Here is a 25,630-nt window from a genome sequence, read left to right on the forward strand (position 1 = left end):
GATCATGGTCTGATGCCGCGGCTGGACGGAAAGACCGCGCTGGTGACGGGCGCAGCCACAGGGATCGGCCGGGCCACGGCTTCACTGCTGGCATTGAGCGGCGCGCGTGTCGTGCTGTTCGGGCTCGGTGAGGCCGAGTTGCAAGCGGCGGCGGCGGAGTGCGGCGGGCAGGCGGTCCACGGCGATGTCACGCGTCCGGACGACATTGCCAAAGCCGTCGCCGCCTGCGGCGCATGGCTCGACATCGTCGTCAACGCCGCCGGCCTGATCGTGCCGGATCAGCCCGCCAGCGTCTCCGACGAGGTCTGGGCCAGGACGCTCGATGTCAACCTCACGGGGACCATGCGGGTCTGCCGGGCATCCCTGCCGCTGCTTCGGCAGCGCGGCGGCGCGATCGTCAACATAGCCTCGGTTGCCGCGTTCAATGCCAGTCCGGACAGCGCAAGCTACGCCGCCAGCAAGGCGGCCGTCGTCGCCTATACGCGCTCACTGGCCTATGCCCACGGCGTCGACGGCATCCGCGCCAATGCCGTGGCGCCCGGCTGGGTGCGGACGCCGATGAGCGCCTATGAAATGCAGCTGCTCGCGGACCAGAATGGCACCACCGCCGAGACCGAGTTTCGCGGCGTCGAGCGGCGGATCGCCTTGGGACGGATGGCCGAGCCCGCCGAGATCGCGGCATGCTGCCTGTTCCTGGCTTCCGACGAGGCGTCCTTCGTGACCGGTGCGGTGCTGGTCGCCGATGGCGGCGGCCGCTCGCCGACGCAAAACCGCGCCGTGTAGACGGCCGGTTGGCGTCGCGGCGCGGGCGGCCGGCACCTTGATAAGGACCGGTGGATTTGGCACTCTCGCGTCGTCACGTCATTCGATCGAGGGGCGTTATGAACAAGTCATTTTCTGTGATCATTGCCGCGGCCGCTTCAATCGTCGTTCTGTCATCGACGGCGGCGCGATGCGGCGACTATCCGTTTGGGGATCCGCCGTACCGGCTGGACTACGTGCAGGAGCCTCAGATCGAATCGGGCTGCTGGAAGTGGAATTGGCAGCAATATCAGTGGCAGGACCACTGCCCGGTCTACGTCCATCCGAAGGCTTATATGTTCTCGCGATCGTCGCGCGTCGTGCTCCGCACCAAGGGCTGAGGAGCGGCCGGCTTCATGACGTGCTTCGTGTCGCCCCAGTCGGGGTGGCGCGGAGCGCGCAGTAAACCGGGCCGAATCGCTGTCGCGCTGGACCGTCTTGTTTGCGTACGAGCCCCGCGCAAGCGCGGAGCGCTTGTCGCGAGGGAAGGGCGCTTCGCGGTTTTCCGGATCAGCTTTGATCAGTGCGCGATGGCGCAGGCCACCTGATGGTGCTTGCCGAAGTTGAGCAGCGCGTTTTCCCGGAAGCCGTCGAGCCAGATGCCGCGGCCGGCATAGCGATATCCGACGCCCATCGGCACCAGCCGCACATGGACCCCGCCATGGCCGGTCAGCAGCGAGGCCGTGACGACTTCGCCCTCGACCGACACGGCGCGCGGGCAGAGTGGATATTGATGGCCGTTCTCGCAGGTGAAGACGATCTCGGAGCAGGTGCCGACCGGTGCTTTGGTGACCAAGCCGAGGTCAGCGGCCGCCGCCGGCCGGGAAGCGCCTGATAGCGTTGCGCCCAAGGCCAACATGCCCGCGACCATGTAGCAAATCCGAATACGCATCAGTGCCCCCTCGTCCAGCGATAGGCTAAGTAATTGAGCAAAAATATCTCGCGCTAAATGAGCAAAAAAAACCTCCAAGGTCAAACCGCTCCACCCGGTGCAGCACGGCGGATTGGGTCAATCACCTCAGGGATTGAGCGTTAGGTGTTGCAAGTTTGCTTCAGTGGAACGGAATTAAGTCGAAGACTGTCCGGCTGCGACAACGTGCCTTTACTGGCCACAATTGGCCTGCAAGTGGTGAGGGGTAGTTGAGTCGTTTCGCAGCGACTGCTTCAAGCGCCTGGCCGGATCGCATCGCGAACGGGTTTCGGGGCGAACATCGGGGGTGGGAATGAACTTCCGTGGTGCCATTGCAGGTTCGCTACTGACCTTGACGATCGTCCCTGCGGCTCACGCGCAGACGCCATCTCCTCAACCGGTGAACGGCCGGGCAGCGGCGGCTCAGCCCGCTCAAGGCGATCAATCGTTCTCCGGCCCGAGCTTTCGCAAGGGCCTGTGGCGCTTCATCCGAACGCTCGACGTCGTGAAGAGCGCGAACAGGAACTTCAAGTACCGGGTGGTGAACGCGGAAACGACGCGCTGCGTCGACCCGACTTTCGCCATGAAGGCTACCTTCTCACCAGACCCGGTCGGAAGCTGCGTCTCGGACAAGCCTGAAAAGGTTGGCAATCAATACACCTTCGGGCACCGATGCGACTACATGGGCGCGGTCAGCACCGTGATTACAGTGCGCAGCGACGAGGCCTACACCGAGCTGAACGAGGTCAGCACCGGCGAGCATCCGAGGACCGACACGGTGGTCGCGACGCGGATCGGCGACTGCGACGATGGCGGCGTTGCCAACACCGCGAAATCCGCTGCGGCGCGTTTGCAGCAATAGCCCTTGATCAGCCGAGGCAGCTTGCCAGCATCAGGCTCCTCGGAGGCTGGGGCTTGGGCCCGGTTCGCGACGGGCTCCCGGGGGGGGCGGACCGTATTTTTCCGGAGAGGGTTTTCCGCAGCCGGCCTTGATCGTGCTTCGCGCCGGGTCGAGTCTTGACTGCGGAGAACTCCAACCAAAAGGGCGAGTGTTTACTCGACCTTAACGTGAAGTGTTCTGGAATGAAGTGAGGTGGGGCGTGGTTCAAGTAAAGTCACGCGATGCGTATCGTGCAGCCGACAAGGATTCAACGAATGACTTCGCGTGAGGGCTTCGGGCAGTCGAAGGTCTTCGCATGCACGCTTGGCGTCGTGGCCGCCCTTGCCGTGTCCTTGCTCGCTTCCCACGGCGCGGCGGCCGAGGAGAGCTTCAGCGGGCCGACCTTCCGGAAAGGGATGTGGCGATTCACGCGGACGCTGGAATTGGTCTCGCCCTCGAACGTCCGGCAAAAATTGCTCGAGCGCGAAATGACGCGCTGCGTCGACCCGACCCAGGCGATGAAGGCGACATTCTCATCGCCGTCGATCGGAAATTGCCATTCTTCAAGGCCGGAGAAGATCAGCAACAGGTACGTCTTCTCCAACCGGTGCGACTACATGGGGCCGGTCAGCACCGTGATCACGGTGCTGAGCGACGAGGCTTATACCGAGGTCAACGAAGTCCACGGCCAGGCGCCGCGGATGGACCGGGTGGTCGCCCGCCGGATCAGCGATTGTCACGAGGACAGGGCGCAGCTTGGCCAGCCGGCCACCGCGCCGAGCGAGGTCTCGCACGATGTCGAGCAGGAAACGGCTGAAGGCGAGCCGCTCTAGGGCGGTGCTCGGGCCTGCAGCGGGCCGTCAGATCTTTTGCTGGTTGCCTGGGCCACTCACCTTGACGGTGATCTTCTGAATTTCGGTGCGGCCGCCCTGATACTTGACCTCGAGGGTCAAGGCGTCGTCGCCCAGGAATTCGGGCGGCGCCTTGTAGAAGGCGACATAGGCGGGCACCTCGAGCGCCAGGCAGGCCTTGTAATTGGTGGCCTTGGCCTTCGCTGATTTCACCACGACCTTCCCGGCGGTGGGTGGGCTGACCAGCCGGATGGTTGGCAGCGGTCCCGACGTGCAGTCAGGCAGCACGTTGAGGTAGAGGCCGATCTGGGTGTCCCGGTTGGCCAGGGCCTGAACCTGGCGCTCGACCGTGGTCTCGCGCGGGACGGGTGGTTGCGGGGCTTGCGCGGCCACTGCGCCGAAGGAGTCCCAAATCAAGACGGCGGCACAAGCCAGAACAAGAATCACTCGCATCGAGCGCTCCAAATAGCCGGCGAGAACGAACCGGGCCGGGCAAATACTGGCTTTCGACCGAGTCAAACGGGCTAAGCCGTTGTTCTTGCAGCCCCGACCTGTCCGATCTTTACCACACTCGCAGGGAAAGCATTGATTAACCAAATACATTTCTTGACCGAGGTGAGGGTTAACAATAGCCTAAAGCTAAATTTTTCTACAATTTTTCCTCTAATCGCATTTTGCGGAGTTGATAATGCAGGGTTCGTTTCAGGTCGCTCAGGCTACCGGCACCGGCAATTCCACCAATTCGGCTCCCGTACGAGTTTACAAGCTGACGAAGCCACTGACCGATCAGGCGGTGGTCGTCAATCTTGGATACGACCAGAAAGCGAAGGTCGACTTCTCGTCGATCGCGAACGAGAAGATCACGCTGGTTCATATTGGCGAAAAGCTGATCATCCTGTTCGACAACCAGTCGACCGTCACGGTTGAGCCGTTCTTCGACTCCCGCGCGGATGGGCAGAACAACGTCACCATCGAGATAGCGCCTGGCCGCGACGTCTCGGTGCAAGAGTTTGCAAGCCTGTTTCCGATCGGCACGGACTCCTCCGTGTTGCCGGCGGCCGACAATGGCGGCAACTCGAATGGTAACGCGCAGGCGAGCGGTGCGAACTTCAGTCCGTTTGCGGTTGATCCGCTCGGCCCCGTGGGCACCAATACATTGGCGGGGAACGAAGAGCTGCCGGGCTTCACGATCACGCTGCCGACCGGCTTTGTGCTCAACGGGATCCCTCCGGGCCCGACCATTTCCGGCGGTCTCGTACCGCAGCTGATCGTCGACGAGAGCTTCCTGACTGCTGCGACCAACCACGGCGTGGCCGGCTCGGGACAGGGTCCGGCAGGGGTAACGGTTGCGACTGTGCAGGTGTCGTTTAACGTCACTGTGCCGGGCGGCGAGCAATCGCTGACCTATGCGCTGTCCATCAGTTCACCGCACGCCGACTCCGGTCTGATCGATTCCGGGACCGGTCAGCACGTGCTGCTGACGGTCAACGCGGCCGGCGTTGTCGAAGGACGCACCGCCATCGGTGGCGATCTCGTCTTCACGGTGGCAGTTGATGCTACGGGTCACGTGACGCTGACGGATCTGCGTGCCGTTCATGAGTTGACGCCCGGCGACTTCAATGAAGGGATTTCGCTGGCGTCCGGCCTGGTCACGCTGACCGCGACGGTGACGGACAATTTCGGCCAGTCCGCTACCGCATCCACTGATGTCGGTTCGCATCTGACGATTCTCGATGATGGTCCGCTCGCGATCAATGCGAGTCTGGTTGGGACGGTCGATGAAGATTCCCTTCCCGGCGCGCTTGCGCCGGGCGAGGTCGCCGGTGCACCGGCGACGGCGAGCGGCAACGTGTCGGCGCTGTTCGTATCGGGTGCAGATGCGCCGCTGAGCTTCTCCTTCACCGCGAGCCTTGCCAGTCTCACGGCGGAGAATCTGTCGTCCGGCGGTGTTGCGCTGAGCTATGCGGTGAGCGGCGTCGGCAGTGGCACCGAGACGCTGACGGCGAAGGCTGGCGCCACGACGGTGTTCACGCTGACGCTGAACGAGACCACGGGTGCCTACACCTTCACGCTCGATGCGCATCTCGACCATCCCGCCGCAAATGGCGAGAACAATCTTCTGATCGGGCTTGGCTCGGTGATCAGGGCGACGGATGCCGATGGCGACAGCGTCGTGGCGACCGGATCGCTGGCGATCACCGTGATCGACGACATCCCGGTTGCGACCGCGACGGTGCTGAGCGGCACGGTCGACGAAGACTCGCTGCCTGGCGCGCTGGCGCCGGGTGAGGTTGCTGCCGCGCCGGCTTCGGCGATCGGCAACGTCTCGGCGCTGTTCTTTGCCGGCGCGGACACCCCGCTGCATTACTCGTTTGCGACCAGCACGGCCAGCCTGACGGCGCAAGGCCTCAGCTCCGGCGGCGTCGCGCTGACCTATGCGGTGACGATCGTCGCCGGCGTCGAGACGCTGACCGCGACGGCGGGTGGCACCACGGTGTTCACGCTGACGCTGAACGAGACCACCGGCGCCTATACGTTCACGCTGGATGCGCATCTCGACCATGCGGCGCCGCCGGCAGGTACCGCGGTGGAGAACACGCTGGCGATCAACTTCGGTTCGATGATCCTGGCGACGGACTCCGACGGCGACACGGTTGCGGCCTCGGCGGCATCTTCGCTGGCGATCACTGTGATCGACGACATCCCGGTCGCGATAGGGAAGGCGCTGAGCGGCACGGTCGACGAGGACTCGCTGCCTGGCGCGCTGGCGCCGGGTGAGGTTGCTGCCGCGCCGGCTTCGGCGATCGGCAACGTGTCGGCGCTGTTCTTTGCCGGTGCGGATACCCCGCTGCACTACTCCTTCTCCTCGGATACTTCGAGCCTGACGGCGCAGGGCCTGACCTCGGGCGGCGTGGCGCTTACCTATGCGGTGACCATTGTCGCCGGCGTCGAGACGCTGACCGCGACGGCGGGCGGCACCACGGTGTTCACGCTGACGCTGAACGAGACCACCGGTGCCTACACCTTCACGCTGGATGCGCATCTCGACCACGCGGCGCCGCCGGCCGGCACCGCGGTTGAGAACACACTGGCGATCAACTTCGGTGCGGTGATCCAGGCGACCGACTCCGACGGCGACACGGTTGCGGCCTCGGCGGCATCTTCGCTGGCGATCACCGTGATCGACGACATCCCGGTTGCGACGGCGACGGTGCTGAGCGGCACCGTCGATGAGGACTCGCTGCCTGGCGCGCTGGCGCCGGGTGAAGTTGCGGCTGCGCCGGCTGCGGCGAACGGCAACGTCTCGGCGCTGTTCTTTGCCGGTGCGGATACCCCGCTGCACTACTCCTTCTCCTCGGATACTTCGAGCCTGACGGCGCAGGGCCTGACCTCGGGCGGCGTGGCGCTGACCTATGCGGTGACCATTGTCGCCGGCGTCGAGACGCTGACCGCGACGGCGGGCGGCACCACGGTGTTCACGCTGACGCTGAACGAGACCACGGGTGCCTACACCTTCACGCTGGATGCGCATCTTGATCATGCTGCGCCGCCGGCAGGTACGGCGGTAGAGAACACGCTGGCGATCGACTTCGGTGCGGTGATCCAGGCGACGGATTCGGACGGCGATACGGTGACCGCCTCGGCGGCATCTTCGCTGGCGATCACTGTCATCGACGACATCCCGGTTGCGACTGCGACGGTGCTGAGCGGCACGGTGGATGAAGATTCGCTGCCTGGCGCGCTGGCGCCGGGTGAAGTTGCGGCTGCGCCGGCTGCGGCGAACGGCAACGTGTCGGCGCTGTTCTTTGCCGGCGCGGACACCCCGCTGCACTACTCGTTCTCCTCGGATACTTCGAGCCTGACGGCGCAGGGCCTGACCTCGGGCGGCGTGGCGCTGACCTATGCGGTGACCATTGTCGCCGGCGTCGAGACGCTGACCGCGACGGCCGGCGGCACCACGGTGTTCACGCTGACGCTGAACGAGACCACCGGTGCCTACACCTTCACGCTGGATGCGCATCTCGACCACGCGGCGCCGCCAGCCGGTACGGCGGTGGAGAACACGCTGGCGATCGACTTCGGTGCGGTGATCCAGGCGACGGATTCGGACGGCGATACCGTGACCGCCTCGGCGGCGACGTCGCTGGCGATCACCGTGATCGACGACATCCCGGTTGCGACCGCGACGGTGCTGAGCGGCACGGTGGATGAAGATTCGCTGCCTGGCGCGCTGGCGCCGGGTGAGGTGGCGGCCGCGCCGGCTTCGGCGAACGGCAACGTCTCGGCGCTGTTCTTTGCCGGAGCGGATACCCCGCTGCACTACTCCTTCTCCTCGGATACTTCGAGCCTGACGGCGCAGGGCCTGAGCTCGGGCGGCGTGGCGCTGACCTATGCGGTGACCATTGTCGCCGGCGTCGAGACGCTGACGGCAACGGCGGGCGGCACCACGGTGTTCACGCTGACGCTGAACGAGACCACCGGTGCCTACACCTTCACGCTCGATGCCCACCTCGACCATGCGGCGCCGCCGGTCGGTACGGCGGTGGAGAACACGCTGGCGATCGACTTCGGTGCGGTGATCCAGGCGACGGATTCGGACGGCGATACCGTGACCGCCTCGGCGGCGACGTCGCTGGCGATCACCGTGATCGACGACATCCCGGTTGCGACCGCGACGGTGCTGAGCGGCACGGTCGACGAGGACTCGCTGCCCGGCGCGCTGGCGCCGGGTGAGGTTGCGGCTGCGCCGGCTGCGGCGAACGGCAACGTCTCGGCACTGTTCTTTGCTGGGGCGGACACCCCGCTGCACTACTCCTTCTCCTCGGATACTTCGAGCCTGACGGCGCAGGGCCTGACCTCGGGCGGCGTGGCGCTGACCTATGCGGTGACGATCGTCGCCGGCGTCGAGACGCTGACCGCAACGGCCGGCGGCACCACGGTGTTTACGCTGACGCTGAACGAGACCACGGGTGCCTATACGTTTACGCTGGATGCGCATCTCGACCACGCTGCGCCGCCAGCCGGCACGGCGGTTGAGAACACGCTGGCGATCGACTTCGGTGCGGTGATCCAGGCGACCGACTCGGACGGCGACACGGTGACCGCCTCGGCGGCGACGTCGCTGGCGATCACGGTCATCGACGACATCCCGGTTGCGACTGCGACGGTGCTGAGCGGCACGGTGGATGAGGACTCGCTGCCTGGCGCGCTGGCGCCGGGTGAGGTGGCGGCCGCGCCGGCTTCGGCGAACGGCAACGTCTCGGCGCTGTTCTTTGCCGGAGCGGATACCCCGCTGCACTACTCCTTCTCCTCGGATACTTCGAGCCTGACGGCGCAGGGCCTGAGCTCGGGCGGCGTGGCGCTGACCTATGCGGTGACCATTGTCGCCGGCGTCGAGACGCTGACGGCAACGGCGGGCGGCACCACGGTGTTCACGCTGACGCTGAACGAGACCACCGGTGCCTACACCTTCACGCTCGATGCCCACCTCGACCATGCGGCGCCGCCGGTCGGTACGGCGGTGGAGAACACGCTGGCGATCGACTTCGGTGCGGTGATCCAGGCGACGGATTCGGACGGCGATACCGTGACCGCCTCGGCGGCGACGTCGCTGGCGATCACCGTGATCGACGACATCCCGGTTGCGACCGCGACGGTGCTGAGCGGCACGGTCGACGAGGACTCGCTGCCCGGCGCGCTGGCGCCGGGTGAGGTTGCGGCTGCGCCGGCTGCGGCGAACGGCAACGTCTCGGCACTGTTCTTTGCTGGGGCGGACACCCCGCTGCACTACTCCTTCTCCTCGGATACTTCGAGCCTGACGGCGCAGGGCCTGACCTCGGGCGGCGTGGCGCTGACCTATGCGGTGACGATCGTCGCCGGCGTCGAGACGCTGACCGCAACGGCCGGCGGCACCACGGTGTTCACGCTGACGCTGAACGAGACCACGGGTGCCTATACGTTTACGCTGGATGCGCATCTTGACCATGCGGCGCCGCCAGCCGGCACGGCGGTGGAGAACACGCTGGCGATCGACTTCGGTGCGGTGATCCAGGCGACCGACTCGGACGGCGACACGGTGACCGCCTCGGCGGCGACGTCGCTGGCGATCACCGTGATCGACGACATCCCGGTTGCGACTGCGACGGTGCTGAGCGGCACGGTGGATGAGGACTCGCTGCCTGGCGCGCTGGCGCCGGGTGAGGTGGCGGCTGCGCCGGCTTCGGCGAACGGCAACGTCTCGGCGCTGTTCTTTGCCGGTGCGGACACCCCGCTGCACTACTCCTTCTCCTCGGATACTTCGAGCCTGACGGCGCAGGGCCTGACCTCGGGCGGCGTGGCGCTGACCTATGCGGTGACGATTGTCGGCGGCGTCGAGACGCTGACCGCGACAGCGGGCGGCACCACGGTGTTTACGCTGACGCTGAACGAGACCACCGGTGCCTACACCTTCACGCTCGACGCGCATCTCGACCATGCGGCGCCGCCGGCCGGCACGGCGGTTGAGAACACACTCGCGATCAACTTCGGTTCGATGATCCTGGCGACTGACTCGGACGGCGACACGGTTGCGGCCTCGGCGGCATCGTCGCTGGCGATCACTGTCATCGACGACATCCCGGTTGCGACGGCGACGGTGCTGAGCGGCACGGTCGATGAGGACTCGCTGCCTGGCGCGCTGGCGCCGGGTGAAGTTGCGGCTGCGCCGGCTGCGGCGAACGGCAACGTCTCGGCACTGTTCTTTGCTGGGGCGGACACCCCGCTGCACTACTCGTTTGCGGCCAGCACGGCCAGCCTGACGGCGCAGGGCCTGACGTCGGGCGGCGTGGCGCTGACCTATGCGGTGACGATTGTCGGCGGCGTCGAGACGCTGACCGCGACGGCGGGCGGCACCACGGTGTTCACGCTGACGCTGAACGAGACCACCGGTGCTTACACCTTCACGCTCGACGCGCATCTCGACCATGCGGCGCCGCCGGCCGGCACCGCGGTTGAGAACACACTCGCGATCAACTTCGGTGCGGTGATCCTGGCGACCGACTCCGACGGCGACACGGTTGCGGCCTCGGCGGCATCGTCGCTGGCGATCACTGTCATCGACGACATCCCGGTTGCGACGGCGACGGTGCTGAGCGGCACGGTCGATGAGGACTCGCTGCCTGGCGCGCTGGCGCCGGGTGAAGTTGCGGCTGCGCCGGCTGCGGCGAACGGCAACGTCTCGGCACTGTTCTTTGCTGGGGCGGACACCCCGCTGCACTACTCGTTTGCGGCCAGCACGGCCAGCCTGACGGCGCAGGGCCTGACGTCGGGCGGCGTGGCGCTGACCTATGCGGTGACGATTGTCGGCGGCGTCGAGACGCTGACCGCGACGGCGGGCGGCACTACGGTGTTCACGCTGACGCTGAACGAGACCACCGGTGCTTACACCTTCACGCTGGATGCGCATCTCGACCACGCGGCGCCGCCGGCCGGCACCGCGGTTGAGAACACACTCGCGATCAACTTCGGTTCGATGATCCTGGCGACCGACTCCGACGGCGACACGGTAGCGGCCTCGGCGGCATCTTCGCTGGCGATCACCGTGATCGACGACATTCCGGTCGCGACCGCGACGGTGCTGAGCGGCACGGTGGACGAGGACTCGCTGCCTGGCGCGCTGGCGCCGGGTGAAGTTGCTGCCGCGCCGGCTGCGGCGAGCGGCAATGTGTCCACGCTGTTCTTCGCCGGTGCGGACACTCCGCTGCACTACTCGTTTGCGGCCAGCACGGCCAGCCTGACGGCCCAAGGCCTCAGCTCCGGCGGCGTCGCGCTGACCTATGCGGTGACGATTGCCGGCGGCGTCGAGACGCTGACCGCGACGGCGGGCGGCACCACGGTGTTCACGCTGACGCTGAACGAGACCACCGGTGCTTACACCTTCACGCTCGATGCCCATCTCGACCATGCGGCGCCGCCGGCCGGCACGGCGGTGGAGAACACACTCGCGATCAACTTCGGTTCGATGATCCTGGCGACCGACTCCGACGGCGACACGGTTGCGGCCTCGGCGGCATCTTCGCTGGCGATCACCGTGATCGACGACATTCCGGTCGCGACCGCGACGGTGCTGAGCGGCACGGTGGACGAGGACTCGCTGCCTGGCGCGCTGGCGCCGGGTGAGGTGGCGGCTGCGCCGGCTGCGGCGAGCGGCAGCGTCTCGGCGCTGTTCTTCGCCGGTGCGGACACCCCGCTGCACTACTCGTTTGCGGCCAGCACGGCCAGCCTGACGGCCCAAGGCCTCAGCTCCGGCGGCGTGGCGCTGACCTATGCGGTGACGATTGCCGGCGGCGTCGAGACGCTGACGGCGACGGCGGGCGGCACCACGGTGTTCACGCTGACGCTGAACGAGACCACCGGTGCCTACACCTTCACGCTCGATGCCCATATTGACCATGCGGCGCCGCCGGCCGGCACGGCGGTGGAGAACACGCTGGCGATCAACTTCGGTTCGATGATCCTGGCGACCGACTCGGACGGCGACACGGTTGCGGCCTCGGCGGCATCTTCGCTGGCGATCACCGTGATCGACGACATTCCGGTCGCGACCGCGACGGTGCTGAGCGGCACGGTGGACGAGGACTCGCTGCCTGGCGCGCTGGCGCCGGGTGAGGTGGCGGCTGCGCCGGCTTCGGCGAACGGCAACGTCTCGGCGCTGTTCTTTGCCGGAGCGGATACCCCGCTGCACTACTCCTTCTCCTCGGATACTTCGAGCCTGACGGCGCAGGGCCTGAGCTCGGGCGGCGTGGCGCTGACCTATGCGGTGACCATTGTCGCCGGCGTCGAGACGCTGACGGCAACGGCGGGCGGCACCACGGTGTTCACGCTGACGCTGAACGAGACCACCGGTGCCTACACCTTCACGCTCGATGCCCACCTCGACCATGCGGCGCCGCCGGTCGGTACGGCGGTGGAGAACACGCTGGCGATCGACTTCGGTGCGGTGATCCAGGCGACGGATTCGGACGGCGATACCGTGACCGCCTCGGCGGCGACGTCGCTGGCGATCACCGTGATCGACGACATCCCGGTTGCGACCGCGACGGTGCTGAGCGGCACGGTCGACGAGGACTCGCTGCCCGGCGCGCTGGCGCCGGGTGAGGTTGCGGCTGCGCCGGCTGCGGCGAACGGCAACGTCTCGGCACTGTTCTTTGCTGGGGCGGACACCCCGCTGCACTACTCCTTCTCCTCGGATACTTCGAGCCTGACGGCGCAGGGCCTGACCTCGGGCGGCGTGGCGCTGACCTATGCGGTGACGATCGTCGCCGGCGTCGAGACGCTGACCGCAACGGCCGGCGGCACCACGGTGTTCACGCTGACGCTGAACGAGACCACCGGTGCTTACACCTTCACGCTCGACGCGCATCTCGACCATGCGGCGCCGCCGGCCGGCACCGCGGTTGAGAACACACTCGCGATCAACTTCGGTTCGATGATCCTGGCGACCGACTCGGACGGCGACACGGTTGCTGCCTCGGCGGCATCTTCGCTGGCGATCACGGTCATCGACGACATCCCGGTTGCGACGGCGACGGTGCTGAGCGGCACGGTGGACGAGGACTCGCTGCCTGGCGCGCTGGCGCCGGGTGAGGTGGCGGCTGCGCCGGCTGCGGCGAGCGGCAGCGTCTCGGCGCTGTTCTTCGCCGGTGCGGACACCCCGCTGCACTACTCGTTTGCGGCCAGCACGGCCAGCCTGACGGCCCAAGGCCTGACGTCGGGCGGCGTCGCGCTGACCTATGCGGTGACGATCGCCGGCGGCGTCGAGACGCTGACGGCAACGGCCGGCGGCACCACGGTGTTCACGCTGACGCTGAACGAGACCACCGGTGCCTACACCTTCACGCTGGATGCGCATCTTGATCATGCGGCGCCGCCAGCCGGTACCGCGGTGGAGAACACGCTGGCGATCAACTTCGGTTCGATGATCCGGGCGACCGATTCCGACGGCGACACCGTTGCGGCCTCGGCGGCATCTTCGCTGGCGATCACTGTGATCGACGACATTCCGGTCGCGACCGCGACGGTGCTGAGCGGCACGGTCGACGAGGACTCGTTGCCTGGCGCACTGGCGCCGGGTGAGGTGGCGGCTGCGCCGGCTGCGGCGAACGGCAACGTGTCGGCGCTGTTCTTCGCCGGTGCGGATACCCCGCTGCACTACTCGTTTGCGACCAGCACGGCCAGCCTGACGGCGCAAGGCCTGACCTCGGGCGGCGTGGCGCTGACCTATGCGGTGACGATTGTGGCCGGCGTCGAGACGCTGACGGCGACGGCAGGCGGCACCACAGTGTTCACGCTGACGCTGAACGAGACCACGGGCGCGTATACGTTTACGCTGGATGCGCATCTCGACCACGCCGCGCCGCCGGTGGGTACGGCGGTGGAGAACACGCTGGCGATCAACTTCGGTTCGATGATCCAGGCAACCGACTCCGACGGCGACACGGTGACCGCGTCGGCGGCGACGTCGCTGGCGATCACGGTCATCGACGATGTGCCGTTAATCAACGGCATCCAAAACGCCATCATGCCGAGCGTGAACAATACAGACGCCCATGGCACGTGGCAGCCTTGGTTTGGTGCAGACGGACTCAATGCGACCACGGCGATCGGGATTACGATGGGGACCGCGCCCGCCGGCGAGACCTACACCGTGACTGACACGGGCACCCACAACGCGGCGGGCGACGAGGTTTTCGCAGTCAAAGTCACGAGTGCGACCAACGCCTACACGTTCTACGAGTACGTCCACTACGACTCATCCAGCCATACGTCGGAAATGTTCGCCTATTCGAACCAGGCGGATGCGCAGGCCGGGCTAGGAAATAATGAGTTCTTCACGCTCTCGATGGCGGCGAATGGCACGTACGATTTCCACCTCGTATCGAACGCTCTGCAGACGTTCGCGCCGTTCAATTTCACGACGCTTCCGCCTGGCAACAGCGACTATGCGACCATTACCAATGGCGTGTTCACGCCTCACGGCGGCAATGACAGCCTTGCTGGCAACAGCATTCTGATCGATGGATACACCAGCGCGATCGGTGGCGGAAATCCGGACGTCGGCAACAAAGTCTTTATCAATAACGGCGGAGGCGGCGGCCTCGGCGTGAACAACGGAAACCTCGACACGGGCGAGACGGTCTTCTTCCAGTTCAACAACATCGCTGGAGATTCCGCCCGGGTCGGCGACCAGAGCTCGGTTACGATCGGTATCGGCAAGAGCAACGGAACGCTCGAGGCGTTCCTGATCACAATCAAGGACGATTCCGGCGCCGTTATCGCTTCGGAACTCATCCAGCAGACCGACGGTACGTCCATTGTCGTGGATGCAGCGCATTGGGGGACCGCCAATGGCGCCGTCGACAGCATCGGCAACTTTGCCGCATTCGGGCGGATCGACATCGAAAACGTCGGCGGCTCGATCCAGTTCTATAACGGGACCTTCCACAACTTCACGGGTGCCGACAGCAAGCTGCTCGTCACCAGCATCAGCGGAGCTGAGCAGATCGGCAGTACGACCCTGACATTTGCCCCGACCATCACTGACGGCGATGGCGACACGGCCCACAGCGCCACCGATCTCTCGGTCTCGCTGGTAGGCACGGCCAACGGCGCGGGCGGGTACAATCTGACCGGCACGGCTGCCGCAGAGGTCCTGGTCGCGAGCTCGCACGCCGACGTACTTGTTGGGGGAGCCGGCGGTGGCGACACGGTCGACTACAGCAATTCGACTGCGGGTGTGACTGTCAACCTGGCGGCTTCAACGGCAAGTGGAGGGTACGCCGCCGGTGACAGCATCAGTGGATTTGAAAATGTCTTCGGTTCGTCGTTCGCCGATACACTCACTGCGGCGAGCACCGGAAGTATCCTCGATGGCGGCGCGAATAGCACCGGCGGCACGGATGTGCTGAACGGAGGCGCAGGCAACGACATCCTGATTGCCAGCCGCGCCGGCGTCGATATCCTGAACGGCAATGGCGGCGACGACACCTATGTCCTGCAGGGCAAGGTCGGCGCAGCTGCGGTCACGATGGACTTCGGCGTGGCGGGCACCGACTCGATTGTGGTCGACGTGGCCAGCCAGAATCTCACGATCAGCAACGCGGCGCTCATCAATGCTGCGACTCAGTTCAATTCCGGAGCTGGAGCACCCACGAATGGGGGCGTGGCCTGGCAGGAAAGCAGCAGCGGAGACAAGTTCTACTACGACACCACCAATCATAATCTGTGGTACTCAGCGGCCGGAAACGGGTCGGATCAGGTCCAACTCGCGCACATGTCGACAGGTATTCCTGCTGCCACGGTCGCTGGCGCCATCCACGTCGCTTAGGCCGAGGAGCAGATTACGGGTCACAGCAGCAGGGGTAGTCCAGGCAACTGGGTGCCGCTGCTGCTGAAGTCTTCCACGCCGGTCCATTCGGCATCCGCCGCATTGGCGGCGGCCGGTGCCGCGTCGAGCTCGTCGCCCAACGGAAGCCGCTTGGCGTAGGGGGCGGCAAACAGCTGAACGCCGCGCTCGTTGATCGCAAACATCGGCGTGAAGTTGTCGAGGTCGCCGTCGTCAATCAGATCGGAGCGGCGGCTGTCCAGGATCAGCCAATGGCCGTCCAGCCGCGCCGCCAGCACGGCATGATCCTGGCGGATGGCGCGATCGCGGCCGAGCACCAGGCGCAGCTCCTCGCGCGGGAAGCCGGCTTCGCTGAGCGCGATGTATTTTGCGATCGCGTAGTCCTCGCAATCACCCTTGCCGGTCGCGAAGGTGGCAAGCGGAGCGGTCCAGCGGTCGGCCTCGCCATGCTGGGCGAAGTCGGTCACATAGCGGATCGCCTGATTGACGGCGCGGTTGGCCTCATCGAGCCGGTCGCGGCCGGATCTGGATTTGACCGCGTTGATCAGGCGAAGGAATTGGGCGGCATTGGGCGGGCAGCCGGCGGCGTTCTCCCGGCAATGCTCGAGGACGGTCTGCTCTCTCGCGAGATCCGATTCGAGGCCGCGCCATTTGCGCCACAGGCCGTTTTCCGGTGCGCGGAAGGTGAACAGGCCGAACGGCTCGGCGCCAACAGGCGGCAGCGGCTTGGCCGCGGGCAACGCGTCGGTCGCCGTATTCAGCGGCGCGAGCGAGGCGGTGCGAATGGCGTTCGGACCACGGCCGCGCTGCCGGTCGAGCTTGGCCAGCACGTCGGTGATGGTGAAGAAGGTGGCAGGCGGGCGGTTCGCTGCGGCATCCGAGGCCGGCGCGAGCTCGCCGGCGGGATTGCCGAGAGAAAGCTCGTCCGCGGCAAACGCGGATGACGCTGCGCAAAGACTTATTGAAAATGCGGCCACGGCCACGACCGCCGACGAGGCAATCTTCAGCGACTTCATAATGACGTCCCCAATGTCGGGGACCGTCAACGTCTGTGCGTCGATCTGCGTCCCCGCTGTTATCGGGACGCAGACTGGCGCCTCGGCCGCTTAAGCGGGGTTAAGTGGAGGGGGCCGCTGCCTGGATTGTCGGGAAGGCGGTCAATCCAGGGTTTGCCGGTTCGTTCGAAATTGAACGACCGCAGGTCATGATCGGTTAACCACGCGCTCCGGCGCCCGATCAGCGTTCGCGCAGGGCCTCGTCACGCAGCAGCCGAGCGGGCTTGACGATATAGTCCAGCACGGACTTCTCGCCGGTCAGGACTTCGACCGTGGTCACCATTCCCGGAATGATCGGCAGCGGATGCTGCTCGCTGCCGAGATGGTTCTTATCGGTGCGCACCATGACCCGATAGAAGGTCTCCTGACGTTCGGTCCTTTCCGCCTTGTCGTCGACGATCGTATCGGCGCTGATGCGTTCGACCTTGCCCTTGAGCGACCCATAGACCGAGGAATCATAGGCGCTGATCTTCACCACCGCGTCCTGGTTGGGGCGGATAAAGGCGATGTCCTGGGGACGAATCCGGCCTTCGACCAGCAGCGTGTCGTCCAGAGGCACGATATCCATGAGGTTGGCGCCGGGCGCCACGACGGCGCCGATGGTGCTGACGTTCAGTTTGTTGACGATGCCGTGGACCGGCGCCTTCAGGTCGGTGCGGCGCACCCGGTCCTGGGCGGACTTGATGTTCTCGTCGAGGACGGCGAGGTCGCCGCGCGATTTGGCCAGATCCTCGTCGGCCTGCGAGCGGAACGACGCGGTGATGTTCGCGATCTTCGATTGCGCCTCGGCCAGCTGTCCCTTCATGTCGGTAGCCTGCCGGTCAAGCCGCAGCATCTCGATCTCGGGCACGACCTTCTGCTCATAGAGCTTGCGGGTCAGGGTCTGCTCGCGCTCCAGGAGCTTCAGGGAGCCGGTGAGGCGAGTGACCTGCTGATTGAGGACGTCGATGTCCTGCGCGACCTTCTGGGCCCGCATCTTGAACACGCTGGCCTCGGTCGCGACGGCGGCGGGAACCACCTTGTCGACCTCGTCGGGAAAGGTGATCTCGCTTCGTCCGCGCGCCTCGGCCTCGAGGCGGGCTACCCGCGCCGCCGCCGCCGCGCGGCGCTCGCGGATTTCGCCGAATTCGGAGGCGAACTTCGTGTCTTCGATGCGCATCAGGGACTGGCCCTGTTGAACGATGTCGCCTTCCCGCACCAGGATGTCGCCGACGATTCCGCCTTCGAGCGATTGCACCACCTGCATCTGCCGCGACGGCACGACGCGCCCGCTGCCGCGCTTGACCTCGTCGAGCACGGCAAAATGCGCCCAGGTCACGAACGTCGCGAGCAGCGCGCAGGACGTCCACAGCAGCATGCGAGAGGTGCGGGGCGTGCGCAGCAGCGCCGCGGACCGGATATCATTTGCAAACGCAAAATCGGAAGACGCCATAATATTTTCTCGTTATGCAGATTTCGGCTGGATCGTGTTCTCGGGCGCCGGAGCCGTGGACGCGGGCTTTCCTTGCAGAAGGGCAAGCACCTTGTCGCGCGGGCCGTCGGCAACCAGGCGGCCGTTGTCGAACAGCAGCAGGCGATCGACCATGTTCAGCAGTGACAGACGATGGGTCGAAATGATGATGGTCATCCGCTCGTCGCGGAATCCCTTGAGCCGCTCGAGGAACTCCTGCTCGCTGCGAATATCGAAGTGCGCGGTCGGCTCATCGAGGAAGAGCACGCGCGGCTTGCGGATCAGGACGCGGGCGAGCCCGATCGCCTGCTTCTGGCCGCCCGACAGGCTGCGGCCGCCTTCCGAGATGGGCATGTCATATCCCATCGGGTGGCCGGCGATGAAGCTCTCGACGCCGGAGAGCCGCGCGGCGAGCAGGATTTCCTCGTCGGTCGCCTCCGGCTTGCCGAGGGCGATGTTGTCGCGCAGCTTGCCGTAGAACAGGTCGGTGTCCTGCATCGCAAAGCCGATGCCGGCGCGCAGGTCCGAAGGATCGTATTGGCGCGAGTCGACGCCGTCGACCAGGATGCGGCCTTCCTTCGGCTCGTAGAACCCGAGCAGCAACCGCCCGACCGTGGTCTTGCCGGATCCTACCCGGCCGATGATGCCGACCCTTTCTCCGCCCTCGATCTTGAAGCTGACCTTTTCGAGGGCGTTGCCCGGCGCGTTGGGGTAGGCGAACGAGACGTTCTCGAAGGCGACCTTGCCGTCGTCGATCCGCCTTGCGACATAGGATCGGGTCGGCGATCGCTCGCGCTCGAACGACATGATGCGGTCGATTGCCTTGAGGGACGTTAGCGTCTGCGTTCCCTTGGTGATCACGGAGGCGATGCCGGCGATCGGCGCCAGAATGCGGCCGGCGAGCATGTTTGCGGCGACCAGCGCGCCGACGCTCAGCTTGCCGTCGAGGATCAGGAAAATGCCGACGATGACAAGGAGCAGGCTCGTGATCTGCTGGGCCGTGCTCGCGCTCGTCAGCGACATCGACGACCAGAAGTGAACGTCCTCGCCCGAGCGGGCGGTCGCCGCGACCGAGCGTTCCCACAAGGTCTGCATGCGGGCCTCGGCGCCGGTCGCGCGGACGGTTTCCAGACTGGACAGGGATTCGACCAGCACGCCGTGCCGGGCCGCGGATTCGGCCTGCAAGCGCTTCATGGCGCGATCGAGCGGGCGCTGCAGCAGGAAGCCGATCAGCATGACGAGCGGCAGCATGATTAGCGGGATCCAGGCCAGCGGTCCGGCGATCATGAACAGCACGCCGACAAACAGGATGGCAAACAGCAGGTCCGTCGCCGAAACCACGCTTCCGGACGTGAAGAATTCGCGCACCGAGTCGAAGTCCCGGAGCTGATTGGCGATGATCCCGACGGAGGTCGGCCGTTGCGCCAACTTCACGGCCATCACATGCTCGAAGATGTTGGCGGCGAGCACGACGTCGATGGTCTTGCCGGTCACGTCGATCATGCGGCTGCGGACCATGCGGAAGATGAAATCGAAGACGATGCCGAGCCCCATGCCGATCGAGAGCGCGATCAGGGAGGGAATCGCTCCGTTGGGGATGACGCGGTCATAGACGCTCATCGTGAACAGCGGCGTCGCCAGCGCGAGGATGTTGGTCAGAAAGGCGGCGATCGCGATGTGTCCGTAACTGCGCCAGTGCGTCTTCACCACCGACCAGAACCAGTGGTTCTTGGGAATGTCTCCTGCGGCGACGACGCGCGCATCGGCCTGCGCGGCGCTTCGCACCAGGAATGCGTAGCCGGTATAGTCCGCAGCGATCGAAGCAACTTCTCCGACGCGCGGGGCGTTCGGCGTGGCCGGATCAACAAACTTGATGGTCTTGTTCGCTGCGTCCACGCCGAGGAGGATGAGCGCGGAGCCGTTCTTCATGATGAGGACGGCCGGCAAGACCATCGCGGGAATGTCCGAAATGTCGCGCTTGACGGCCTCGGTTTCCAGACCCGCGCGTCTGGCTGCACGGTCATAGAGCGAAACGGACAGGCGTCCGTCCGTGATCGGAAGTCCGCCGAGCAGCGCTGCGCGGCTGACGGCGCGGCCATGATGGGCGGCGAGATACGTCAACGATGCGGTGAGGGGATCGTCGCCGAGTGCGCTCGGCCGACTTGCCGCGGCAGGCTTTGAAGTTGAGTCATCCGACGGGGGGCGGACGGCGTCAGCCGCCGCGCTGGGGGTCCGAAATAACAACTGAAACCTCGACAACCAAAATGGAAATGCAGAAATCGCGTTCGATGATTTGGTGCAGGCTACAACAAATGGCGAACAAAATCAGCGAAACTTGCTTTAAGTATTAATACGGAATCGAAAGGGCCCCGTTTGGGGCCCTTTCTGAAGTCCTGATGTTGGTTGGCCGCTGCTATTGAGCGGAACTCGGGAAGGCCGACAGGAGCCAGTGGGGCTTTGTCGACGCATAGGAACTCGCATTCGCCGTGACCGACGGATCCGCGTAGATGACATTCGGGCCGTCCGCAGCGCTCTTTTGCTGCTGCATCCATTCCGCGGAGCCGGGCACGGCGGCGGTCGTGGTCGAGCCGGTGAAGCGATCGGCAAAGCCGACATCCTTCGCCTGAGCGGCCGCATAGCCCTCCTTGTAGCCCTTGGCGGGGCGGACCGAGGCGGCGGGAGCCGGGACGGCGACATGCAGCGGTTCGGGGCCGGTTTGCGGCAGGTTCACGCGGAGGGTGGGGAACGAGTAGCGCGGCAGGCCAATCGAAAGCATGTCGGTGGGCGCTGCGTCGACCGGCGGCGGAGCCTTCAGATACTCGATCAAGGTCCCCATCGCGGCCAGCAGCTGATAGTCGGCGAACACGACGACGCCGCGGGCGGAGGTGAGCGAGACCGATGCGTTGAAGAATTGATTCTGCGCGTTCAGCAGATCGATCAGGGAGCGCTGGCCGAGTTCGTATTCCTTCTGGAAGGCCGCGATGGTCTTCCGGTCCGCTTCTAGCTGACGCGCCAGAGCGGCAATACGTGTGGCCGTAATCGTACGGGCATTCCATGCCTTATCGATCGATTCATAGGCGTCGCGCTGCAGGCGCGCGTGGCGCATGGTGGCTTCGGTAAAGCGCTCGGCCTTCTCCGACCGATTCCAGGCATCCTGGCCGCCGCGGAAGATGTCCCACGACATCACCACCTTGCCACTGTAGTCCTCATGCGTAATGGCGGGAGTTCCGGTGGCCGCCACGTAGGGGAACGAGTTGTCGTAGTGGGTTGCCCGTCCCTCGAGATAGAACTTCGGGCCGAACGATCCGTCCGTGGCCTTGAACGCATGCTTGGCGGCGTCGGCGTCCGACTGCGCAGCCGCGATCGTCGAATTGAAGCGAAGGGTGGTCGCCAGCGCCTCATCGCGGCTGTGCGGCAGACCTGCGAGAGGGCTGGGGAAGCGAACATTGATCGGCTCAAGGCCGACGACCTTGCGGTACTTCGCCCTGGCGTCATCGAGGCTGCGCTGGAATTCGGCGAGTGCCGCACGTGCGCTCTCGACGCGCTCCCGCGCCTGCTCCAGGTCGCCTTCGCCGGCCCGGCCGCCCGAGAAGCGGGAGTTCACGTTTGAAAAGATCTTCTCGTGATTGGCGACGTTTTGCTGGGCAAGGCTCACCAGCCGCATGTAGCGCACGACGTCGATGTAGCCTTCGGCGGCGTCGAGGGCCAACAGCTCGGTCCTTTCCTTGACGCGGGAGGCTGCCGCATTCACGCGCGCGGTCTGGCGCCAGACATCGTAGATCGACGAGAAGCCGTCCCAGAGCAGCTGGCGAACGACCACCGATTCCTGGCTGCCATTGCGCCACGGTCCTGCACCCACGGTCGGTGCCGACTGAATGGATGGGGTGATGAAGCCTGGCGGCTGATCGAACTTTTCCGGTCCGTAGCTGGCGTCGACGCGGACTTGCGGCAGCAGCGTGCTCTGAGTCTGCCTCAGCTCGCTTTCCGTCGCCCGCCGGTTCGCGGAAGCTTCGCCAACGCCCGGGTTGGTCTGCATTGCCTGGCGCAAGGCATCGTTAATAGAAAAAACCTCGGCACATGCTGGCGTTGCCGCCAGGCAGAGGCACGCGATGACCGTGTATGCCGATTTCATAATCCCCGCCCCTACACACAAAAATTATTACGTAGAATCTACCGAAAGCTAACAGCGGACGGTTCCGTAACCTATGACATTTCAGCCACACAGCCGGTCTAAGTGGGGGCGGCGGGAAGGGGTGTCGGCGTCGGAAATATTTGGATTTTTATTAAAATTCAAATATTTGGCTGCCGCTCAGTGACCATCCGGGATGATACCGGTCAGCAACACCGGCGACCGGAACAGAAAAGGTCAGTTAAGTCCGTCTTAACGGCCGGCAGCGCCCTCCTGCTCATGGCAGGTCGCCAGATAGGTTGCAACGAAGGGCGGGGCCTTGGCGTCGGGCGCGGGGCCTCCCAGGTGGCTCGTCAGCTTGTAGAGCGACTTGCTGGCAAAATAGAACCGGAAGATCTCGGCCGTGGACTCGTCGATGCGGGTCGCAAAAATCGACGCAGCCGTACGGTGCGCGGCCGCAAAGACAAAGGTAGTGAGCTTGGCTGCCTTGCCTTCCGTCGGGACGGACGTGCCCCAAGTGACCGAGAAGGTTTCGCCATCGATCACGACGGATGGCCGGACCGTGTCCAGATCGTCATCGATCCACTGAACGTCACTGCCTTTGCCGGAGGGGCCAACCTCAACCCGTTTGCCTCGTGGTGTGTCACAGGTGAACCTCGAGGGTCCAGCTATCGCCGCGCTTGTCGTCGCCAGCAACAACAAGACGCAGCCGACCGACCTCCACATTGGCTTTCCCTCTGCAGTTGCGTTGGTTGGAATCATACTGCTGTCCCGGCGCGGCCTGCGCAACTCGGTGATGTACGGATGCGCTCGGCCCGGCCGCGCTCGCGTTCCGGCCGATCTCCGGCCGCGATGTCGGAAAGCGCCCGCAACGTCACTCCGGCGCTATCGGATGCGCTGGACGCTCGATCGATGGCCTGAGGCTCTCGAGTTCAACGAAGGCGTCGGCGTGCCTGCGAAGCTCGTCGGCGACCATCGGAGGCTTCGTTCGAATGCTGGAAACGACGGTGACGCGCACGCCCATCCGCCTGACCGCTTCGACAACGGCTCGCAAGTCGCCATCGCCAGAGAACACGAACGCGTGGTCGATGCGGTGCGCTATTTCCATTGCATCGACCGCGAGCTCGATGCCGATGCTGCGCTTCATTCGCCGCCGTCCGTCGCCGTCGTCGTGTTGCTTGGCTGACTTTCGCCTCACCGCATATCCGTTGTAATCGAGCCAATCCACCAGCGGCCGAAGGCTGCTGAACTCGTCGTCGTCCCTCACGACCGTGTAGAAATAGGCGCGGACGATTTGCCCATGCTTGCCGAACTCTGTGAGCAATCGCCGGAAGTCGACTTCAAAGCCGAGGCTCTTGACCGTCGTGTGCAGATTCGCACCATCGATGAAAAGTGCAATGCGATCGGTCATCTGAAGCCCCATGACGCCGGATCAGTCGCTGTACGCTTTGGTTCTGCAAATATCTCGAGCGCATGCTGGACGCTCAAATTGAAATGTCTGATCCTAGAGCAAGGACTCGGCGGGGATGAAGCAGAATTTTCGACACCGGCGGGTGCCATGGTGATGGTGCGCCTATTGATAAGACAATGGTGCAGCGCGGCCTGCGGTGTCGACGAGTTGCCGCGCCGCTGCGTGAGAGGCGGCGACTATTGCGTCACCAACAAAACTATATCTAAAATCAATCGGGTGTACCGGCGCCATTTCGTGCCGATGCGATATTTCGAGATACCACTTTTTTGCAGATACAGGTTTTCACCGATACCAGTTTCGCCGGAGGGGAGAGGACGGCTTTGCGTCCCCGCATTGCGCAGGCAGTTTGTTATTGCTGGCGGGTGCGGATGCGCGGCGGTGCGTCGATTGCGCCATCGCAACAAGTCGCGTGCCCTCATCGATAACGAACCGTCGCGATCGACCCGCTGCTTGATGCGATGTTCGTATCAGCAGAGGGCAGGTAGGGCGCGCGATGGGGGCTTGCCGTGACCGACACAACAATCGGGCGCTCGATCGAGGGGCGGGCCAGGGACGATTGGCCAAGGCGCGCGAGATGCCTGGTTGCCCTCTCGCTCTGCATTCTGCTGTCCTGTTGCGGGGCCGCTCGCCAGGCCATCGAAAAGGAGGCGGGACCGGCAACGGAGACCGCAACAGAGCCGGCGACGGAGACGACCACGGCACCGGAAACGGCACCGGCGGCGGTAACCGTCAACCTGAGCGGCGCACTCGCGGAATGCCGGAACGCCTTTCCTGATCAGATCGCGCAAGCGGTGGCGCGGGCGTCGTGCGTGATCAAGGCAACCGAGCTCGTCCGGCCGCTGTTGCCGTTTCCTGAGCTGCTCGATCGGGAGAATGCCCTGCGCAAAGCGTTGGCAGAGCAGGTTCAAGCGCGAGCCATGTCGCTGCTCGAGCGAAACGTCCAGATCCAGAAGTTGCATTCGCAGCTCCTCGACGAAGAGCGCAGCAGGCTGCCGGCCACGCCGGCCGACGCGAGCAAGACGCCGGCGGCGGTCACGCAATGGCGCCAATCCAACCCGGAGAGCTGCGGCCGGCTCGGAGGGGATTCCGGGACCTGTTACTGAGACGAGAGCGCAAGGCTGCGAACGACAGTCGGCGGGTGCCTCGTGGAACCGGATTGTGACGCCGTCACTCCAGGCGTCGTTCGCGCGACAACTTGTCCGGTGCCCCCTTTGGATGCGGTCACCGTATTCGCACGGAGCGGCTAGAATGAAATGTCGAGAAATGCAGAAAACCCTATAATTTAAGGTGTTTCGTGCATTGTCATCGAAGCGTCGCTCCCGCGGAGAGGCCTCAGCAGCTACGCCAGTAGGGTTAATAAACGATTACCAATCGACAGATTTCTCGCAACGCATTATAAGAAAATCCTAGTTGGCACTGGATTTTGCCCCCCGCCAACATATTGCGTAAATTTACTCATAAAAGGGATATTTTCCTATGTTGAAGCTGTACATCCAGACCACCGAAGCCTTCAAGCGTCTGCGCACGGATGCGGCCGGCGTTGTGTCGTTCGAATACGTGATCGTCGCCGCTTGCATCGTCGCGGCCGTCTCTGCCGCGTTCGGCACCGGTACCGCCAGCGGCATCGGCTCGGTTCTGAGCGCCTCGATCACCACGATCGCCGGCAAGGTCGCGACCGCAGTCTCCGCTTAACTCCGGATG

At 64.9% G+C, this 25,630-nt stretch carries 16 protein-coding genes; 8 read left to right on the plus strand and 8 right to left on the minus strand.

All coding sequences use genetic code 11. The features are described 5' to 3' along the window. Nucleotides 1–12: 12 nt before the first annotated feature. A complete protein-coding gene (locus ACOIX3_RS15355; RefSeq protein WP_420970650.1) occupies nucleotides 13–783 on the plus strand; it encodes an SDR family NAD(P)-dependent oxidoreductase in 771 nt (256 codons plus the stop codon). A gap of 98 nt (nucleotides 784–881) precedes the next feature. Next, entirely contained in the window at nucleotides 882–1,142 is a 261-nt protein-coding gene (locus ACOIX3_RS15360) for a hypothetical protein (protein ID WP_420970651.1), read from the plus strand. Between the two features lie 179 nt (nucleotides 1,143–1,321). On the opposite strand, the gene ACOIX3_RS15365 is transcribed toward ACOIX3_RS15360, so the two are convergent. Next, nucleotides 1,322–1,693, minus strand: coding sequence for a hypothetical protein (locus ACOIX3_RS15365; protein WP_420970652.1), 372 nt, complete (start codon nucleotides 1,691–1,693; stop codon nucleotides 1,322–1,324). A gap of 331 nt (nucleotides 1,694–2,024) precedes the next feature. Between ACOIX3_RS15365 and ACOIX3_RS15370 the strand changes: the two genes are divergently transcribed. Further along, nucleotides 2,025–2,573, plus strand: a complete 549-nt coding sequence (locus tag ACOIX3_RS15370; protein ID WP_420970653.1) for a hypothetical protein — start codon at nucleotides 2,025–2,027, stop codon at nucleotides 2,571–2,573. Between the two features lie 293 nt (nucleotides 2,574–2,866). Beyond that, nucleotides 2,867–3,424: a DUF3617 domain-containing protein gene (locus ACOIX3_RS15375; protein ID WP_420970654.1), complete on the plus strand. Its 558-nt coding sequence runs from the start codon at nucleotides 2,867–2,869 to the stop codon at nucleotides 3,422–3,424. Between the two features lie 27 nt (nucleotides 3,425–3,451). On the opposite strand, the gene ACOIX3_RS15380 is transcribed toward ACOIX3_RS15375, so the two are convergent. Continuing rightward, the gene (locus tag ACOIX3_RS15380) at nucleotides 3,452–3,895 is read right to left on the minus strand and encodes a hypothetical protein (RefSeq protein ID WP_420970655.1); all 444 of its coding nucleotides are present in this window, start codon (nucleotides 3,893–3,895) and stop codon (nucleotides 3,452–3,454) included. A 235-nt stretch (nucleotides 3,896–4,130) separates the two neighbouring features. On the opposite strand from ACOIX3_RS15380, the gene ACOIX3_RS15385 reads away from it, so the two are divergent. After that, entirely contained in the window at nucleotides 4,131–15,806 is an 11,676-nt protein-coding gene (locus ACOIX3_RS15385; RefSeq protein WP_420970656.1) for a DUF5801 repeats-in-toxin domain-containing protein, read from the plus strand. A gap of 20 nt (nucleotides 15,807–15,826) precedes the next feature. Here the strand turns inward: ACOIX3_RS15385 and ACOIX3_RS15390 are convergent, their stop codons facing one another. From ACOIX3_RS15390 to ACOIX3_RS15415, 6 genes are all read right to left on the minus strand, one after another. After that, a complete protein-coding gene (locus ACOIX3_RS15390) occupies nucleotides 15,827–16,840 on the minus strand; it encodes a transglutaminase-like cysteine peptidase (RefSeq protein ID WP_420970658.1) in 1,014 nt (337 codons plus the stop codon). Nucleotides 16,841–17,060: 220 nt separating this feature from the next. Then, nucleotides 17,061–18,311, minus strand: coding sequence for an HlyD family type I secretion periplasmic adaptor subunit (locus ACOIX3_RS15395; RefSeq protein ID WP_097672650.1), 1,251 nt, complete (start codon nucleotides 18,309–18,311; stop codon nucleotides 17,061–17,063). Nucleotides 18,312–18,323: 12 nt separating this feature from the next. Beyond that, nucleotides 18,324–20,450: a type I secretion system permease/ATPase gene (locus ACOIX3_RS15400; protein WP_420970659.1), complete on the minus strand. Its 2,127-nt coding sequence runs from the start codon at nucleotides 20,448–20,450 to the stop codon at nucleotides 18,324–18,326. A gap of 292 nt (nucleotides 20,451–20,742) precedes the next feature. Then, nucleotides 20,743–22,461, minus strand: coding sequence for a TolC family outer membrane protein (locus ACOIX3_RS15405; RefSeq protein ID WP_420970660.1), 1,719 nt, complete (start codon nucleotides 22,459–22,461; stop codon nucleotides 20,743–20,745). Nucleotides 22,462–22,710: 249 nt separating this feature from the next. After that, a complete protein-coding gene (locus ACOIX3_RS15410) occupies nucleotides 22,711–23,220 on the minus strand; it encodes a hypothetical protein (protein ID WP_420970661.1) in 510 nt (169 codons plus the stop codon). Nucleotides 23,221–23,332: 112 nt separating this feature from the next. After that, the gene (locus ACOIX3_RS15415; RefSeq protein ID WP_420970662.1) at nucleotides 23,333–23,869 is read right to left on the minus strand and encodes an NYN domain-containing protein; all 537 of its coding nucleotides are present in this window, start codon (nucleotides 23,867–23,869) and stop codon (nucleotides 23,333–23,335) included. On the opposite strand from ACOIX3_RS15415, the gene ACOIX3_RS15420 reads away from it, so the two are divergent. From ACOIX3_RS15420 to ACOIX3_RS15430, 3 genes are all read left to right on the plus strand, one after another. Continuing rightward, entirely contained in the window at nucleotides 23,759–24,439 is a 681-nt protein-coding gene (locus ACOIX3_RS15420; RefSeq protein WP_420971992.1) for a hypothetical protein, read from the plus strand. The two genes, ACOIX3_RS15415 and ACOIX3_RS15420, sit on opposite strands and share 111 nt — an antisense overlap. Then, on the plus strand, nucleotides 24,436–25,032 hold the full coding sequence (locus tag ACOIX3_RS15425) for a hypothetical protein (RefSeq protein ID WP_420970663.1): 597 nt from the start codon (nucleotides 24,436–24,438) through the stop codon (nucleotides 25,030–25,032). The genes ACOIX3_RS15420 and ACOIX3_RS15425 overlap by 4 nt, the downstream gene beginning before the upstream one ends. Nucleotides 25,033–25,405: 373 nt before the next feature. Beyond that, nucleotides 25,406–25,621, plus strand: a complete 216-nt coding sequence (locus ACOIX3_RS15430) for a hypothetical protein (RefSeq protein WP_342722790.1) — start codon at nucleotides 25,406–25,408, stop codon at nucleotides 25,619–25,621. Nucleotides 25,622–25,630: the final 9 nt, after the last annotated feature.

Source organism: Bradyrhizobium sp. B120, from assembly GCF_049075665.1.
GTDB lineage: Bacteria > Pseudomonadota > Alphaproteobacteria > Rhizobiales > Xanthobacteraceae > Bradyrhizobium.

Excerpts from the sequence above, each read along its gene's own strand:
- ACOIX3_RS15355 (WP_420970650.1), top strand. The coding sequence starts at position 13 with ATGCCGCGGCTGGACGGAAAGACCGCGCTGGTGACGGGCGCAGCCACA.
- ACOIX3_RS15360 (WP_420970651.1), top strand. The coding sequence starts at position 882 with ATGAACAAGTCATTTTCTGTGATCATTGCCGCGGCCGCTTCAATCGTC.
- ACOIX3_RS15365 (WP_420970652.1), bottom strand. The coding sequence starts at position 1,693 with ATGCGTATTCGGATTTGCTACATGGTCGCGGGCATGTTGGCCTTGGGC.
- ACOIX3_RS15370 (WP_420970653.1), top strand. The coding sequence starts at position 2,025 with ATGAACTTCCGTGGTGCCATTGCAGGTTCGCTACTGACCTTGACGATC.
- ACOIX3_RS15375 (WP_420970654.1), top strand. The coding sequence starts at position 2,867 with ATGACTTCGCGTGAGGGCTTCGGGCAGTCGAAGGTCTTCGCATGCACG.
- ACOIX3_RS15380 (WP_420970655.1), bottom strand. The coding sequence starts at position 3,895 with ATGCGAGTGATTCTTGTTCTGGCTTGTGCCGCCGTCTTGATTTGGGAC.
- ACOIX3_RS15385 (WP_420970656.1), top strand. The coding sequence starts at position 4,131 with ATGCAGGGTTCGTTTCAGGTCGCTCAGGCTACCGGCACCGGCAATTCC.
- ACOIX3_RS15390 (WP_420970658.1), bottom strand. The coding sequence starts at position 16,840 with ATGAAGTCGCTGAAGATTGCCTCGTCGGCGGTCGTGGCCGTGGCCGCA.
- ACOIX3_RS15395 (WP_097672650.1), bottom strand. The coding sequence starts at position 18,311 with ATGGCGTCTTCCGATTTTGCGTTTGCAAATGATATCCGGTCCGCGGCG.
- ACOIX3_RS15405 (WP_420970660.1), bottom strand. The coding sequence starts at position 22,461 with ATGAAATCGGCATACACGGTCATCGCGTGCCTCTGCCTGGCGGCAACG.
- ACOIX3_RS15410 (WP_420970661.1), bottom strand. The coding sequence starts at position 23,220 with ATGATTCCAACCAACGCAACTGCAGAGGGAAAGCCAATGTGGAGGTCG.
- ACOIX3_RS15420 (WP_420971992.1), top strand. The coding sequence starts at position 23,759 with ATGCTTGCCGAACTCTGTGAGCAATCGCCGGAAGTCGACTTCAAAGCC.
- ACOIX3_RS15415 (WP_420970662.1), bottom strand. The coding sequence starts at position 23,869 with ATGACCGATCGCATTGCACTTTTCATCGATGGTGCGAATCTGCACACG.
- ACOIX3_RS15430 (WP_342722790.1), top strand. The coding sequence starts at position 25,406 with ATGTTGAAGCTGTACATCCAGACCACCGAAGCCTTCAAGCGTCTGCGC.